Below are 14,605 nucleotides of genomic sequence, written 5' to 3'. Positions count from 1 at the left end.
GGAGCCGCGGTGCCGGACCGCCACGGGCCTCCCGTCCGCAGTCGGTCGTGGCCACCCCGCGGGAGCGACAGCAGGCCGCGAACCTTCAGCGGGGAACTGTCGCCTTCACAGTGAGGACGGGCCGAGGCCGGCGAGAACTGTCGCTTCCGCGCGGGGGCGGGGCCGCGACTACGCGAGCGGTGCGACCGCGACCGGTGCGCCGAGCAGGCGCACGGCGACGGGGTCGCCGGGGACCCGGCGGTCGCCGACCTCGTGCTGGACGGTCACGACGGTGTCGTCGTCCAGGCGGACGGTCGTCCGGCGGATCGACCCGAGGAAGCTCGAGGTGACGACGGTGCCGGTGATGCCCTCGGGGGCGAAGGCGATGTCCTCCGGCCGGACGTAGGCGAGCACCGGCCCGTCAGCGGCCGAGGAGTCGAGGGCAGGCACCCGGAACCCGTACACGAAGACGTCGCCCCCGCGCAGATCGCCCTGCAGCCGGTTCGACTGACCGACGAAGTCCGCCGTGAACGCCGACGACGGCGTGCGGTAGAGCTCCTCGGGCGTGCCGATCTGCTCGATGTCGCCCGCCCGCATCACGGCGATCCGGTCGGAGACGGCGAGCGCCTCCTCTTGGTCGTGCGTCACGAACACCGTGGTGATGCCGAGGTCGCTCTGGATGCGGCGGATCTCGTCGCGCAGCGAGACCCGGACCTTCGCGTCCAGGGCCGACAGCGGCTCGTCGAGCAGGAGCACACGGGGCCGGGTGACCAGGGCACGAGCCAGGGCGACGCGCTGCTGCTGCCCGCCGGAGAGCTGGTGCGGGTAGCGCTCGGCGAACTCGCCGAGGTGGACCATGTCGAGGGCCTCGACCACGCGGCTCCTGCGCTCGACGGCGGGGACCCGGCGCATCTCGAGGCCGAAGGCGACGTTCTGCCGGACCGTCATGTGCGGGAACAGCGAGTACTGCTGGAACACCATGCCGATGTCGCGCTTGTCGACCGGGGTGTCGGCCACGTCCTGGCCGTCGATGCGGATCGAACCGGCGTCGATCGCCTCGAGGCCCGCGAGCGCGCGGAGCGCCGTCGTCTTGCCGCAGCCGGACGGGCCGAGCAGCGACACGAACTCTCCCGGCTCGACACGGAGGGACAGTCCCGCGAGCGCCCGGTGCGCGCCGTAGTGCTTCTCGACGGCGTGGAGTTCGACGACGGCACCGGTGGTGGCGAGGGAGGCCGGGGCTGCCGGAGCGGTGACGGTCATGCGGACTCCTGGGTGCGGGGACGACGGGTGGTGCGGGTGCGGCCGACCCGGCCCGTGCGACGGGTCCCGATGCGGCCGATGAGGACGAGCAGCACGAAGCCGAACACGAGCGCGGCGACCGAGAAGATCGCGGCGACGTACGGGTCGGTCCCCTGCACGAGCACGAGCCCGGTCTGGAACGTGCTGCGGGAGAGGAACGCGGCGAGGGTGTACTCGCCGAGGACCACGGTGATCGTGAGGAAGCACGCGGCGGTGATGCCCCGGCGCAGGTTCGGCAGGAGCACGCGCCAGGTGACGGTCCACCACGAGGCACCGAGCGAGCGGGCCGCCTCGGACAGGACGATCAGGTCCATCGCGGTGATGGCGGCGGCGATCGGGCGGAACGCGAACGGCAGTGTGACGATGCCGATCGCGAACGCCAGCGTCCAGGCGCCGGAGCCGAAGACCTGCGAGACGACCTGGTACACGGGGATGAACCCGACGACGAGCACCACGACCGGCACGGTGATCGGCACGATGCAGACGAACTCCAGGATGCGTCGGAGCCTCGGGTAGCGGAGCGCGGTGATGATCTGGGCGGGCAGCAGCACGAGCAGCACGATCCCGACGGTGATCACGGCGATGAACAGCGACGCCCCGAGCCCGTCGAACACCGGCTGGTAGGTGAACGCGTTGGCCGGGTCGCCGATCGCTGCCCAGTGCGCGAAGGTCAGGCCGCCGTCGGTGCCCTGCCGGAACGTGAACTGCACGAGGGCGACCAGCGGGACGGCGAACAGCAGCCCGATCACGGTGAGCACGATCGCTGCCGCGCCACGGGACGGCGCCGTGCCGAAGCGGCGGACGCGGGACGGGCCTCCGAACCGAACCGGCTGCGCCGGCCGCACCGGCCGCACCGGGGCCGCCGCGCTCATCGCTGCCACCTGGCGGCACGGCGCTGCAGCAGCGAGTAGGCGCCCATCACGACCGCCATCACGACCACCATGCCGAACGCGAGCACCCCGGCGACGTTCTGCAGGCCGACGAGCGTCTCGCTGGTGAGCTGTGTGCGGATCGTGAGCGGCACGATGCCGCCCTGCGAGATGAGGGCCGCGGCGGTGGCGAACGACGAGAAGCCGTTCGCGAAGAGCAGCAGGAGCGACCCCCAGAACGCCGGCGCCAGCACCGGCAACGCGATCCGGCGCCAGTACGTCAGGCGCGAGGCGCCGAGGGTCGCGGCGGCCTCGCCCCACGCGGGCCGGACGCCCTCGAGTGCGGGCATGAACGTGAGGACCATGAGCGGCACCTGGAAGTAGACGTAGGGGATCACGAGCCCGGGCACCGTGTACAGGAAGGCGCCGTCCGCGTTGAGGTCGACGTGGAAGACCGTGACCAACCACGTCGTGACGAGGCCCTGCACGCCGATCGTCGCGATGAACGCGAACGCGAGCATGACGCCGCCGAACTGGGCGAGGACGCTGGCCGCCGAGTCGATCATCGACCGGACCAGCCCGTCCGGCCGCAGTGCCGAGAGCGCCCAGCAGACGACCGCGCCGAGCACGGCACCGATGACCGCGGACGCGGCCGACAGGCCGAACGACCCGCCGAACGCCCGCAGCACGGACGGGTCGGCGAAGGCCGCGAGGTTCGCGAACGTGAACGCGCCGGAGCCGTCGAAGAAACCACTGCCGATCGCGATCACGGCGGGGACGGCGAGGAACAGCAGGACGTAGGCGGCGAAGGGCGTCAGCCCCAGCCAGGCGAGACCGACGCGGCGCCGGACACGGGGTCCGGCGCTGCGTCGGACGGCATCGGCGGACGCTCGCGCGGACGTCGGGCGCACGGGGCTCGTCGCGCTCGTCGCCGGTGCGGCGTCGGTCGCGGCTGTGCCGCTCGTCGCCGGCGCGGGCGCGGGCGCGGGCGCGTCTGCCGATGCGGTGGTCATGCTGCTCAGGACCCCATCGTCGAGGACCACTTGGCCTTGAGCACCTTCGCGGCGTCGGCGACCTGCGCGTCGGTCAGCTCGACGTAGTCCTTCGGCGCACCGCCGGCGGCGTCGAGGGCGTCCTGGTCGACCTTGCCGGACTTCTCCATCGCCGACAGGGTCGCGGGGAAGGCGCCGGCCTGCAGGTACAGGTTCTGGGCCTCCGGGCTGGCGATGTACTCCTGCCACAGGCGGGCCGCCGCGGGGTGCGGAGCGTCCTTGGTGATGGCCTGCGAGTAGTACGAACCGAGCGCCTGGCCCGTCGGGACGACGGTCTTCCAGTCCTTGTTGCCACTCGCGCCCGCTGCCGGTCCCCACGCCAGGTTGTTGTACGACCACTGGATGACGACCGGGGTCTCGCCCGAGGCGACCGTGGCCTGCGTCGGCAGCACGTTCTGGAAGTTGCCGGCCTTCTTGAGGTCGCCGAAGTAGTCGACGCCCTTCGTGATGTCGTCCGCCGAGCCGCCGTTCTCGAGCGCCGCCAGGTACACGGCCGATGCTGCCTGGTTGGCCTGCGTCGGGTCACCCGCGATCGAGACCTTGCCCTTGTACTCACTGCCGAGCAGGTCCTGCAGGTCCTTCGGGGCGTCGGAGATCTTCGACGAGTCGTACCCGATCGACATCAGGCCGGTGTAGTCGCGCGTCCACGCGCCGTCCTGCTCCTTCAGGTCGGCGGGGATGTCGTCCCAGTTCGCGACCTTGTAGTCGGTGAGCAGGTCGAGGTTCTCCTGCAGCACCGCGTTGCCGAGGTCGAGCACGTCGGGCGCGGTGGACTGGCCCTTCTGCGACTTCACGGCGGCGACCTCGTCGGCGCTCGAGCCGTTCGGGTTCGCGGAGTTGATCTTGATGCCGTACTTCTTGGTGAAGCCGTCGATGATCTTGCCGTAGTTGGCCCACGACGGCGGCAGCGCGATGACGTTCAACTGGCCCTCGGCCTTGGCGGCCGTGACGAGGGCGTCCATGCCGCCGGCGGACTCGGCGCTGGTGGCGGTCTTCCAGTCGGCGTCGCCGTCGGAGCCGGCGGTCGCGGAGCTCGTCGCCGAGCATCCGGCGAGGGTGACGATCGCTGCGGCGGCCAGGGCGATGCCGGCCAGGGTGCGCTTGTGCTGCACGGGTGGGCCTTTCGGGTGGGGGAAGGTGCTGCGGTGACCGGGGGTCCGGGTTCTGGTCGATCGTGGACGCGGCCGGTTTCCGGCCCGTGCTCCGGTGGTGAACGGCGGCGGAACAGCGGGTGCGGCTGTACGATTTGCTCGTTCTGGGCGCACGGTCGCGCCCACACCAGGCCTGGAGGCACGGATGCGGTTCACGACGACGGTCCTGCAAGCACGGAAGACGGCGACCGGACTCCCCGTCCCGGAGTCCGTCGTCGAGGCGCTCGGATCCGGCAAGCGCCCCGCGGTGGTCGTCACGATCAACCGGGGCTACACCTACCGGTCCACCGTCGGGGTCATGAACGAGCAGTTCCTGGTGCCGCTGTCGGCCGCGCACCGTGAGGCCGCCGGGATCGCCGCCGGCGACACCGTCGAGGTCGCACTCGAGGTCGACACCCTGCCCCGGACCGTCGACCTGCCGGAGGACCTGGCCGCCGCACTGCAGGAGGCCGGCGTGCGTGCGGCGTTCGACACGCTGTCGAACTCGCGGCAGCGGGCGCTCGCCGACCCCGTCACGCAGGCGAAGGCCCCGGAGACCCGGGCCCGCCGGATCGAGAAGGCCGTGGAGTCCCTACGGGGGTAGCGGTGCGGGGTCGGGCCGCCTGGTCGTTTCGGGCGTACCTGGTCGTTTCGTGCGTACCTGGTCGGAAGTTCTCGCAAGGTATGCCCGGAAGCACCAGGTATCGCGGGCGTTCTGGGAAAGAACGGGCGCGCTCAGGCCCCGAGCTCGACCAGGACCCGCGGGATCTCGGTCACGAGTTCGCTCGCCAGGTACCCGAGCGGCCCGACCTGCACCGCGAGTCGGTCGCCTGCGGCAGCGTGCACGTAGGACGCCCACGCCACGGCCTGTGCCGGATCGGCGCCGCGGGCGAGCAGACCGGTGACCGCGCCGGACAGCACGTCGCCACTGCCGCTCGTGCCGAGACCACCGGAACCGGTGCCCTTGAGCCACGCCCGACCCTGCGGTGTGGCGATGGCGTCACCGAGGGCCACGACCGCTCCGAAGCGGTTCGCGATCGCCACGGCGTCGGCCACGTCGTCGTCGCTGCACTCCCGCCCGAGCAGGCGTTCGGCTTCGCCGGAGTTCGGGGTCATCACGAGCCGGCCACGCAGCGGTTCCAGGCGGTCCCGCACGTCGGCGGCCACCCCGAGGGCGAAGGCATCGAGCACGACGGTGGTCTGCGGACCGACGACGTCGGCGAGCCCGGCCACGAGGTCGCGCGAACCGTCCGGGTCGTCGAGTCCCGGGCCGACCAGCACGGCGTCGGCACTCGAGGCGCTGTCCGCGATGCCCTCGATCGCACCGACGGCGATGTGTCCGTCCTGGTCCTCGTCGAGGGGTTCGACCCCGGACTCGGGTACGGCGACCGCGACCTCGTTCGCGACGCTCCGGCCGACCGCCAGGGTGAGACGACCGGCGCCGACCCGGAGTGCGGCGAGCGCGGAGAGCATCGCCGCGCCAGGGGTCCGAGCGGCGCCGCCGACGATGAGCACCTGCCCGCGGCCGTACTTGCCGGCACCGGGCTCGGGCAGTGGCCAGTCCCGCAGGAAGTTCGGGGTGACGGGTTCAGCGGACATGTTCGTCGTCCTTCCGGCCGGTGTGCTGGGTGACCTCGTCGTCGTCCAGGTGCCCGACCGACGAGAACTCCTCGAGCACCCACGGCGATCCGGCGTCGTCGCGACGCAGGCGGGTGAGGGAGGCGTTCGCGACCGCGTGGGTCCGGGCGAACTCCATGAGCGCCGGCTCGTCGAGGTCGAGGCACACCGCGACGGCGAGCATCACCACGGCGTCGTGCGCGGCGATCACCAGGCGCTCGGCACCGTCGAGCCGATCGACGTCGCCGAGGAGCGACCGGAGCCGGAGCATCACGTCGGCCCACGACTCCCCACCCGCCGGCCGGTGGTAGTACTTGCCGAGCCACTGCCGGCGGCGTTCCTCGTCCGGGTACCGGTTGCGGACGCCCTGCAGGGTCAGCAGGTCGAGGACGCCGAGTTCGCGGTCGCGCAGCCGCTCGTCCACCCGTTTCTCGGGTTCGGCGAGGCCGGCTGCCTCGAGCGCGATCGCGATGGTCTGCTGCGCACGGAGGTACGGCGACACCCACAGCGCGACGGGGACGTCGTCGATCCCGCGGTCGGCGAGCTCCTGGCCGAGGGCTCGAGACTGATCGGTGCCGAGCGGGCTGAGGGGGACGTCGGCGTCCCGGAACTCGACGTCGATCACATCGTCGCCCGCGGATTCGGCCCGGGCCGCTGCGACGTTCGCGACCGATTCGCCGTGACGGACGAGCCAGATCTCCTGCACTGCCATGCCGCCACGCTAGCCAGAGCGTGCTGTGCCGGTTCACCGGTGCCGGACGGTCACCCCGTGCGGCGTCGAGCACTCCGGACCGGACGGACCGCGCACGGCAGCCCCGCCGCCCGGAGTCGCAGTGCCAGCGCATCGAGGTCGAAGAGGTCTCGCCACTCGAGCCGGATGATCGTCCGGACACCCGGCACGGTGAGCAACCGACCGTGCCGCCGCTTCTCGTCGAGGAACACCTCGGTCGGACTCCGGCCGCCCAGGGAGCGCTCCTGGGAGTACTTGGCCCGTCCGTCGATCTCGACGACGACCCCGTGGTCCGGGAACCAGAAGTCGACTGCGGACCGGCGACCGTCCACGACGAACTCCTGCTGCAGCACCGGCGCGGGTAGTCCGAGCTCCCGGAACACGACCCGAGCGAGCGATTCGGCCGGTGACCCCGAGCGAGCATCGGCGAGGTCGAGCACCAGCTGCGCCAGGGCTCGGGCGCGGGCCTTCGGAGGAACCGCACGTCGGAGGTCGGCTGCGTCGACGCCACGGCGCAGCGCGGCGTCCGCGATCACGACGCCCGCCCGCAGGTCGCCGGACATCGCGATGTCGACGACGGTCCGGGGGACGGAGGTGACCGCGATCGCACCGACCGTGACCCGTTCGACTCGGCCCACGGGTCTCGTGTGCAGGACCAGCTCGGCGCTCCTGCCCCGGTACATCGACTCCGGCACCGTCGCGTGCACGGGGACGTCCCACCCGCCGAGCGCCGGGAGACCGTGCACGGCCGCGGCGGACAGGTGCGACGCCGTCGCCCGCGTGCCGAGTCGACCGAGCCGCGCGAAGACCCGGGTGACGTACCGCTGACGAGGCCCGGCGGCGTCCCACGCAGCGCCGTCGACGAAGGCGTTCGGTCCGACCCGGACCAGGCGGCCTGCCCCCTGCGTCCGGGTTCGGCGGCGCAGGGTGGAGGCGTCGAGGCCGGTCTCGTGGATGGCAGAGGCTCGGAGGATGGGCAGCGACTCGTTCATGCACGTGACGATGCCCGCTCAGCCACCCGCTCCTGGGGCCGATGTCGGGAACTGTGGACGGGCCTCCAGGGCTGGGCGGTTGTGGAGGGGAGCCGTTCCTTCCCAGAACGGCCGCAATGCCAAGCGGGATCGGGCGTACCTGGCCGGAAGTTCCGACCAGGTACGCCCGTTTCGACCAGGTACGCCCGACCCGACTCGCGCCCGCCCACCCACCGCACGCAACACGGCGCCGGACGGAACGCACCCGTGCCCCGTCCGGCGCCGCGGTCTCTCCCCGACCGGACGCCGGGCCCGCTGCCTCAGGCCCGACGCACGCGCAGCGTCACGATCTCGAACGGACGCAGGGTCAGCACGACCGGCTCCCCGGCCGACCACGAGCGCTCCAGCGGCCGCTCGAGCAGGTCGACCTGCGACACCGACGCAGCGTCGAACCCGAAGGAGACCCCGACGTCCGTCGCCCGGCCGCCGAGCCCCTCGTACAGTCGCACGACGACGTCTCCGGAGCGGTCCTCGGCGAGCTTGACGGCCTCGACGAACACCTGCGGCGACGACACCGTGACGAGTGGCGCGACCTCGGCTGACCCGGGGACGCTCCGCACCGGCAGGTTCAGCCGGTACCCGGAGTCGGCCGCGTCGAGCACCGAGGCCCCGATCCGCAGCACCGTCCGGAACACGTGGTGCCCCTGGTCGGCGTTCGGGTCCGGGAACGTCGGCCCGCGCAGCAGCGACTCCCGCACGAGCGTGGTGATCCCACCGTCCGGCCGGGTCTCGCGCGTGATGTCGTGGCCGTAGGTCGAGTCGTTCGCCACGGCGACGCCGAACCCGGGCTCCGCGACGTGCACCCATCGGTGTGCCGCGGTCTCGAAGCGGGCGTGGTCCCACGAGGTGTTCTGGTGCGTCGGCCGGTCGATGTGCCCGAACTGGATCTCGCTCGAGGCCGACGACGCGAGCACGTCGATCGGGAACGCGAGCTTCAGCAGCTTCTGGTGCTCGTGCCAGTCGACCTCGGTCTCGACGCTCAGCTCCGGTTCGCCCTGCACGGCGGAGTAGCGCGTGGTGAGCGTCGACGATCCGAAGGACCGTTCCACCACGAGCTCGTCGCCTGCGATCGCGACCGACGACGCCGACAGCACCGTGCCGTTGCGCTGGTAGGCGCGGTCGATGTCCCACGCCTCCCACTGGTTCGGGGTGTCCCGGAACACCGTGTACTCCGCCGCAGCGGCGCCGGGCGCGATCGCGTCGCGTCCGGTGGCGTGGTCGACGAACGAGACGACGTGGCCGGCGGCGTCGATGGTCGCGGTGACGACGCCGGTGTCGAAGACGAAGCGGTCGCCGCTCCGGACGGGAGGCACGGGTCGCGGCGCGTGGACGACCGAACCTGCCAGGGCGGTCACGTCCCCTGCCGCGACCGGCGAGGCGTTGAAGCGCACGACCGACGCGGCGTCGCCGGCGGTGCCGGCGACGGCACCGGTTCCGGTCCCGCTCCCGCTCCCGCCTGCGGCGAGCGCCGTCGTCGCGCTGCCGATCAGCCCCTCGAGCACCTCGGCGACCCGGGCGTACTGCTCCTCGGCGTTCTCGTACACCCACGCGATCGAGGACCCCGGCAGGATGTCGTGGAACTGCTGGAGCAGGACGGTGTGCCAGGCGTCCTCGAGCTCGGCGTACGGGTACTCGCTCCCGAGCCGGACGGCCGCCGTCGCCGCCCAGAGCTCGGCTTCGCGCAGCAGGTGCTCGGAACGGCGGTTGCCCTGCTTCGTGCGGATCTGCGACGTGTAGGTGCCGCGGTGGAACTCGAGGTACATCTCCCCCGACCAGACCCCCGGTGTCGGCAGCTCGGCTTCGAGCTGCTCGAACACCTGCGCCGGCGTGCCGAGGGTGACGTGGGGCGACCCGTCGAGGTCGTGCTGGCGGTGTGCCGCGCCGACCATCTCGCGGGTGGGACCGCCACCGCCGTCGCCGAAGCCGTAGAGCAGCATCGAGGTGTTCGCGGTGCCGCGTTCCTTGTTGTTCCGTTCGCCGCGGCGCAGGTCGGCTGGTGAGACGTCGGAGTTGTAGGTGTCGGCCGGGGGCAGGTGCGTCAGGATGCGCGAGCCGTCGATGCCCTCCCAGTGGAACGAGGTGTGCGGGATGACGTTCGTCTCGTTCCACGACGGCTTCTGGGTGACGAACCACTTCGACCCGGCGGCGCGGACGATCTGCGGCAGGGCGCCCGAGTAGCCGAACGAGTCGGGGAGCCAGGCCTCGGGGGTGTCGATGCCGAACTCCTCGAGGAAGAAGCGCTTGCCGGCGACGAACTGGCGGGCCAGGGCCTCACCGCCGGGCAGGTTGGTGTCCGACTCGACCCACATGCCGCCGACGGGGATCCACCGGCCCTCGGCGACCCGCTGCTTGATGCGCGCGAAGACCTCGGGGTACTCGTCGCGGATCCAGGCGTACTGCTGCGCGGACGAGCAGGCGAAGGTGAAGTCGGGGTCGCGGTCCATCAGGTCGAGCACGTTCGAGAACGTCCGCGCGCACTTGCGCTTCGTCTCGCGCACGGGCCACAGCCAGGCGGAGTCGATGTGGGCGTGCCCGACGGCGATCGCACGGTGGGCGGCGGGGCTGGCGGGGACGGCGAGCACGGGCGCCAGGACCTGCCGGGCATCCGCGGCGGTGCCGGCGACGTCGTCCGGGTCCAGGGCGTCGGCGGCCCGTTCGAGCGCCCGCAGGATGTCGGCGCCGCGGGTGCCGTCGGTCGGGAGCTCGGCCATGAGCCCGCGCAGCACCCAGAGGTCCTGCTGCAGTTCCCACACGGTGTCGTCGCGCTCGACGACCTCCAGGGCCTTCAGCCGGTAGATCGGGTCGTCGCCGGCGGTGGAGCGCGAGCCGAGCGGCGTCGCACCCTGGAACGAGTCGCCGCCGATGTCCGGGTTCGCCCCGGCCTCGATCCAGAGCTCGAACGACTCCCCCGGGTCGACCTCGAGCGGCACGGTGTCGTTCCGCGGCTCGATCGCCTTGATCGTGGAGCCGTCGGCGCGGAACGCGAGTCCCTCGGCCTGGAACCCGGGCTGCCGCTTGGTGAACCCCAGGTCGACGAGGAGCTCGGCGGTGGTCCCCGGCGCGGTGCCGAAGTCCGCCGGCACGGTACCGGTCACCCGGAACCACGTCGTGCCCCACGGGCGTCCGCCCCAGTGCGACCCCACCGTGAACGGTGTGTACGTCTCGCCCACGGCGGCGTCGAACGGCACCGGTTCGCCCGGCACCTCCCACGCCTCGATCGTCACCGGCGCCGAGCGACGGAGGACGGCGGGGTCGACGCGGTCGCGCACGAGGCGGGCGATCCGGGCCTCGACGAGCGGTTCGTCCTGGTGCATGTGCTTCCTTTCTGGTTCGCGGAACACCGGTGTTCGCGGATCGAACCGCGGTTCGCGGGTGTTCGACGCGCGAACACCGGTGTCTTGCGGGGGTGGGGGCCGGCGTCAGCCCTTGATGCCGCCGGCGAGGGCGTTGCCGCCGCCGAGGCCTCGGGACACGATCACGTAGAGGGCGATGACGGGCACGGAGTAGACGATCGAGAACGCGGCGAGCTGGCCGTACGCCACCGCCCCGTTCTGCCCGAAGAAGTTGAAGATGCTCACCGCGGCGGGCACCTTCTCGGGCGAGAGCAGCAGGACGAACGGGACGAAGAAGTTCCCCCACGCCTGGATGAACACGAAGATGAAGACGACCGCGATGCCCGGACGCATGAGCGGGATCACGATGCGGGTCAGGGTGGTGAGCATCGAGGCGCCGTCGGTCCACGCCGCCTCTTCGAGCGAGATCGGCACCGAGTCCATGAAGTTCTTCGCCATCCAGATCGCCATCGGCAGCGACGTGGCGGCGAGGAAGAAGATGCAGCCCCACACGTTGTCGATCAGGTTGAGCGACACGAACAGCGCGTAGACGGGCACCATCATCGCGGTGATCGGCAGACCGGTGCCGAACAGGATGCTGTACAGGAACGGCTTGTTGACACGCATCTTGTACCGGGACAGCGGGTACGCGGCGAGCAGTGCGAACACCACGGTGACGACCGCGGTGCCGCCGGAGAGCAGCAGGCTGTTCGCGAGCGGGATGAACGACAGCTCGGGGGTGAGCACCTTCGCGAAGTTGTCGAGGGTGAACTGCGAGGGCAGCTTCACCGACAGCGACGCCTGGGTGTCGAACGAGGCGAGCACGAGCCACAGCAGCGGCACCGCGAAGCACACCGCGATGACGAGCAGCACGACGTTCGACACCCACCGCATGGTGCGGCCGCGCGGTGACGTCATGTGCATCGACCCCGGTGCGGTCACCGAGCGGGTGGTGGTCTGGTCGAGGGACGGGGCTGTCATGGCCATCAGTCCACCTCCGGCTTGAGGGCTCGGATGTAGATGATCGAGAAGACCGCCCCCACCACGAGCAGGATGGTCGCGATCGCCGTCCCGAAGCCGAGCTGCGAGAACTTGAACGCCTCCTGGTACGCCAGGATCGGCAGGGTCGACGAGTTCGTGCCCGGGCCGCCGCCGGTCATCACGAAGATCAGCGTGAAGACCGACAGGGTCTGCAGCGTCGTGAGCATGAGGTTCGTCGAGATGCTCCGGCGGATCACCGGGAGCGTGATGTAGACGAGCCGCTGCCAGCCGGTGGCTCCGTCGACCTCGGCGGACTCGGTGATCTCCTCGGGGACCTCCTGCACGGCGGCCGAGTAGACGAGCATCGAGAACGCGGTGCCGCGCCAGATGTTGGCCAGGATCACGGCGAGCATCGGGTACGTGTAGAGCCAGTTCGCGCCGGTGATCCCGATCGACGCGAGGAACGTGTTGAGCGTCCCCTCGTCGTTGAAGAACGCGTACGCCGCGAACGACGCCACGATCTCCGGCAGGACCCACGCGGCCACCACGAAGGTGCCGACGATCGCCCGGACCGCCTTGTTCGCCGAACGCATCAGCAGGGCCAGCCCGAGGCCGAGCACGTTCTGTCCCACCACGGCCGAGGCCAGCAGGAAGACGACGGTCAGGATGACGGACTTCGGGAAGTCCGGGTCCTGGAACAGCTCGACGTAGTTCTGGAACCCGACGAACTGCTGGTCGGCCGCGCTGGCACCGGTCAGCGCCGAGTTGGTGAACGACCCGTAGAACGACGAGATGACGGGGCCGAGCAGGAAGATGACGAGGAGGACCAGGGCGGGCAGGAGCGGGACCGCTCGTCCGACGTTCCGCAGTGGTCGCCGCTTGCGCGGCACGGGTGGATCGGTGCGCTTCGGCGCACCGGGCGCCGACAGCGTCGGCGCGAGGGGGGTGCTGGACACGATGGGTGCCTTCCGGGTGCGGAGGGGTTCCGAAGGTGGGGAGAGGCAGCCGGGAGGCGCGGTGCGGGACCGCCCCGCGCCTCCCGGCCGTCAGTGGGTGACGTCCGTCAACCAGCGGCGACGGTGTTCTCCTTGCCGACCACCTGGGTGACGGCCTCGTCGTAGGCGGCGGCCGCGTCCTTCGGCGACTGCTGACCGGTCATGACCGCTTCCATCGCGACCTGGATCGCGTTGGACACCTGCGAGTAGTCACTCGTCGCCGGACGGAAGTTGGTGTTCTCCACCAGCCCCGAGAAGAACTTGAACGTCGGGTTCGCCGCCGTGTAGGCCGGGTCGTCCGCGACGTCCTTCCGGACCGCGATCTGGCTGTTCTCGGTGTCGTACTTCAGTGAGCCGTCCTTGTCGAGGAAGCTCGTGATGAAGTCGAACGCCGCCTGCGGGTTCTTCGACTTCGCGCCGACCGCCAGGGTCCAACCACCGGACATCGAGTTGTAACCGGGAGCCTGCCCGTTCTGGGTCGGCATCGGTGCCTGCCCCATCACGTCGTTCCACTCGGGCCACGGCGCGGTGCCGGACTTCAGCCACGTGCCGGACTGCCACGATCCATCGAGGTCGATCGCGAGCTTGCCCTTCGGCAGCCACGTCTGGGCGATGGTCGTGCCGACGTTCGTGTCGAGCGCCTGCTGCGGTGTCGGGCCGAGGCCGCCCTGGTAGACGTCCTTCACGAACTGCAGCGAGTCCTCGAACTGCTTCGAGCCGGTGACCCACTTCTTGTCCTTGTACAGGGTGTTGCCGGGGCCGTCGGCACCGTACAGGAGCATCTCGAAGCCCTGCATGGTCGAGGCCTCGCCCTGCGCCTTGCCCGAGTAGATGTTGAACGGGATGACGTCGGGCTGCTCGTCCTTGATGGTCTTCGCCGCCGCGAGCACGTCGTCCCACGTCTTCGGCTTCCACGGGACGTCGAGCCCGGCCTTCTTGAAGATGTCCTTGTTGTACCAGAGGGCTCGGGTGTCGGTGCCCATCGGGACGCCGTAGATCTTGCCGTCGTCACCCTGCCCGGCCTGCTTGGCGTTGTCGAAGAACTGGTCCCACTCGTCCCACTTGTCCGTGTACTCGTCGAGTGGCAGCAGGTAGCCCGCCTCGGCATCGGCCTTGACGAGGAACGTGTCCTCGTACATGACGTCCGGGGCGGTGGCCGGCGCCTTGTTCATGAGCGCGAGCTTCGTGTAGTAGTCGTTGCCCTGCGCCTGGATGGGCACGAGGGTGACCTTCTTGCCGGGGTTGTCCTTCTCGTACTGCTTCTTGACGACCTTCATCTGGGCGTCGAGCTGCTGGAAGGCGCCGAACTTCTGGTACGCGATCTTGATCGTGTCGCTCGAGGCGGACCCCGAGCTCGAGCAGCCAGCCAGACCGACCGCGGCAACGGCCACAGCTGCGAGTCCGGCGATGATGCGGGTGCGTTTCATCGGTGCTCCTTTGCACGGGTGATGTCCGCGGGCACCATCGCCCGCGCGCAGGATTAGTCCACCGTATTGACTTAACCGTGTCAAGGAGTTTCTGGAGGAGGCCGCCGGGCGGATTCGGGCGTACCGAGTGGAATCGGGCGTACCGGGTCGGAAGTTTCGACCA

General features: G+C 70.8%; 12 protein-coding genes. 1 reads left to right on the top strand and 11 read right to left on the bottom strand.

What is annotated here, in order from left to right:
- Nucleotides 1-168 precede the first annotated feature (168 nt).
- Genes Q9R26_RS06015 through Q9R26_RS06000 form a run of 4 tightly spaced genes read right to left on the bottom strand, consistent with a single transcriptional unit; the run spans nucleotide 169 to nucleotide 4,311 of the window.
- The gene (locus tag Q9R26_RS06015) at nucleotides 169-1,239 is read right to left on the bottom strand and encodes an ABC transporter ATP-binding protein (protein ID WP_311226791.1); all 1,071 of its coding nucleotides are present in this window, start codon (nucleotides 1,237-1,239) and stop codon (nucleotides 169-171) included.
- On the bottom strand, nucleotides 1,236-2,150 hold the full coding sequence (locus Q9R26_RS06010; protein WP_311226790.1) for an ABC transporter permease subunit: 915 nt from the start codon (nucleotides 2,148-2,150) through the stop codon (nucleotides 1,236-1,238). Before Q9R26_RS06010 ends, Q9R26_RS06015 begins: the two co-directional genes overlap by 4 nt.
- Nucleotides 2,147-3,160 (bottom strand): ABC transporter permease subunit, encoded by a 1,014-nt coding sequence (locus Q9R26_RS06005; protein ID WP_311226789.1) that lies wholly within the window; start codon nucleotides 3,158-3,160, stop codon nucleotides 2,147-2,149. The genes Q9R26_RS06010 and Q9R26_RS06005 overlap by 4 nt, the downstream gene beginning before the upstream one ends.
- A gap of 5 nt (nucleotides 3,161-3,165) precedes the next feature.
- Nucleotides 3,166-4,311, bottom strand: coding sequence for an ABC transporter substrate-binding protein (locus Q9R26_RS06000; protein WP_311226788.1), 1,146 nt, complete (start codon nucleotides 4,309-4,311; stop codon nucleotides 3,166-3,168).
- 184 nt (nucleotides 4,312-4,495) lie between these two features.
- Here Q9R26_RS06000 and Q9R26_RS05995 point away from each other — a divergent pair, with 184 nt between their 5' ends.
- Nucleotides 4,496-4,933: a YdeI/OmpD-associated family protein gene (locus Q9R26_RS05995; protein ID WP_311226787.1), complete on the top strand. Its 438-nt coding sequence runs from the start codon at nucleotides 4,496-4,498 to the stop codon at nucleotides 4,931-4,933.
- Between the two features lie 131 nt (nucleotides 4,934-5,064).
- Here the strand turns inward: Q9R26_RS05995 and Q9R26_RS05990 are convergent, their stop codons facing one another.
- From Q9R26_RS05990 to Q9R26_RS05960, 7 genes are all read right to left on the bottom strand, one after another.
- Nucleotides 5,065-5,928, bottom strand: coding sequence for an NAD(P)H-hydrate dehydratase (locus Q9R26_RS05990; protein ID WP_182066605.1), 864 nt, complete (start codon nucleotides 5,926-5,928; stop codon nucleotides 5,065-5,067).
- Nucleotides 5,918-6,658, bottom strand: a complete 741-nt coding sequence (locus Q9R26_RS05985; RefSeq protein WP_311226786.1) for a histidine phosphatase family protein — start codon at nucleotides 6,656-6,658, stop codon at nucleotides 5,918-5,920. The genes Q9R26_RS05990 and Q9R26_RS05985 overlap by 11 nt, the downstream gene beginning before the upstream one ends.
- 50 nt (nucleotides 6,659-6,708) lie before the next feature.
- A complete protein-coding gene (locus Q9R26_RS05980; protein WP_311226785.1) occupies nucleotides 6,709-7,668 on the bottom strand; it encodes a hypothetical protein in 960 nt (319 codons plus the stop codon).
- A 299-nt stretch (nucleotides 7,669-7,967) separates the two neighbouring features.
- Complete coding sequence (locus Q9R26_RS05975; RefSeq protein WP_311226784.1) at nucleotides 7,968-11,021, bottom strand: glycoside hydrolase family 38 C-terminal domain-containing protein; 3,054 nt, start codon at nucleotides 11,019-11,021, stop codon at nucleotides 7,968-7,970.
- Nucleotides 11,022-11,126: 105 nt separating this feature from the next.
- A complete protein-coding gene (locus tag Q9R26_RS05970; protein WP_371830315.1) occupies nucleotides 11,127-12,020 on the bottom strand; it encodes a carbohydrate ABC transporter permease in 894 nt (297 codons plus the stop codon).
- 5 nt (nucleotides 12,021-12,025) lie between these two features.
- A complete protein-coding gene (locus tag Q9R26_RS05965) occupies nucleotides 12,026-12,976 on the bottom strand; it encodes a carbohydrate ABC transporter permease (protein ID WP_110894824.1) in 951 nt (316 codons plus the stop codon).
- A gap of 107 nt (nucleotides 12,977-13,083) precedes the next feature.
- On the bottom strand, nucleotides 13,084-14,442 hold the full coding sequence (locus tag Q9R26_RS05960; protein ID WP_311226783.1) for an extracellular solute-binding protein: 1,359 nt from the start codon (nucleotides 14,440-14,442) through the stop codon (nucleotides 13,084-13,086).
- Between the last annotated feature and the right edge of the window lie 163 nt (nucleotides 14,443-14,605).

Origin of the sequence: Curtobacterium sp. BRB10, from assembly GCF_031844325.1 — a bacterium.
In the GTDB taxonomy this organism is placed as follows: domain Bacteria; phylum Actinomycetota; class Actinomycetes; order Actinomycetales; family Microbacteriaceae; genus Curtobacterium; species Curtobacterium poinsettiae_A.
This window is presented reverse-complemented; position numbering and strand designations above follow the sequence as displayed.

Coding starts and splice junctions, on each gene's coding strand:
- Q9R26_RS06005 (WP_311226789.1), bottom strand. CDS start 3,160: ATGACCACCGCATCGGCAGACGCGCCCGCGCCCGCGCCCGCGCCGGCG.
- Q9R26_RS06010 (WP_311226790.1), bottom strand. CDS start 2,150: ATGAGCGCGGCGGCCCCGGTGCGGCCGGTGCGGCCGGCGCAGCCGGTT.
- Q9R26_RS05960 (WP_311226783.1), bottom strand. CDS start 14,442: ATGAAACGCACCCGCATCATCGCCGGACTCGCAGCTGTGGCCGTTGCC.
- Q9R26_RS05970 (WP_371830315.1), bottom strand. CDS start 12,020: ATGACAGCCCCGTCCCTCGACCAGACCACCACCCGCTCGGTGACCGCA.
- Q9R26_RS05980 (WP_311226785.1), bottom strand. CDS start 7,668: ATGAACGAGTCGCTGCCCATCCTCCGAGCCTCTGCCATCCACGAGACC.
- Q9R26_RS05995 (WP_311226787.1), top strand. CDS start 4,496: ATGCGGTTCACGACGACGGTCCTGCAAGCACGGAAGACGGCGACCGGA.
- Q9R26_RS05990 (WP_182066605.1), bottom strand. CDS start 5,928: ATGTCCGCTGAACCCGTCACCCCGAACTTCCTGCGGGACTGGCCACTG.
- Q9R26_RS05975 (WP_311226784.1), bottom strand. CDS start 11,021: ATGCACCAGGACGAACCGCTCGTCGAGGCCCGGATCGCCCGCCTCGTG.
- Q9R26_RS05985 (WP_311226786.1), bottom strand. CDS start 6,658: ATGGCAGTGCAGGAGATCTGGCTCGTCCGTCACGGCGAATCGGTCGCG.
- Q9R26_RS06015 (WP_311226791.1), bottom strand. CDS start 1,239: ATGACCGTCACCGCTCCGGCAGCCCCGGCCTCCCTCGCCACCACCGGT.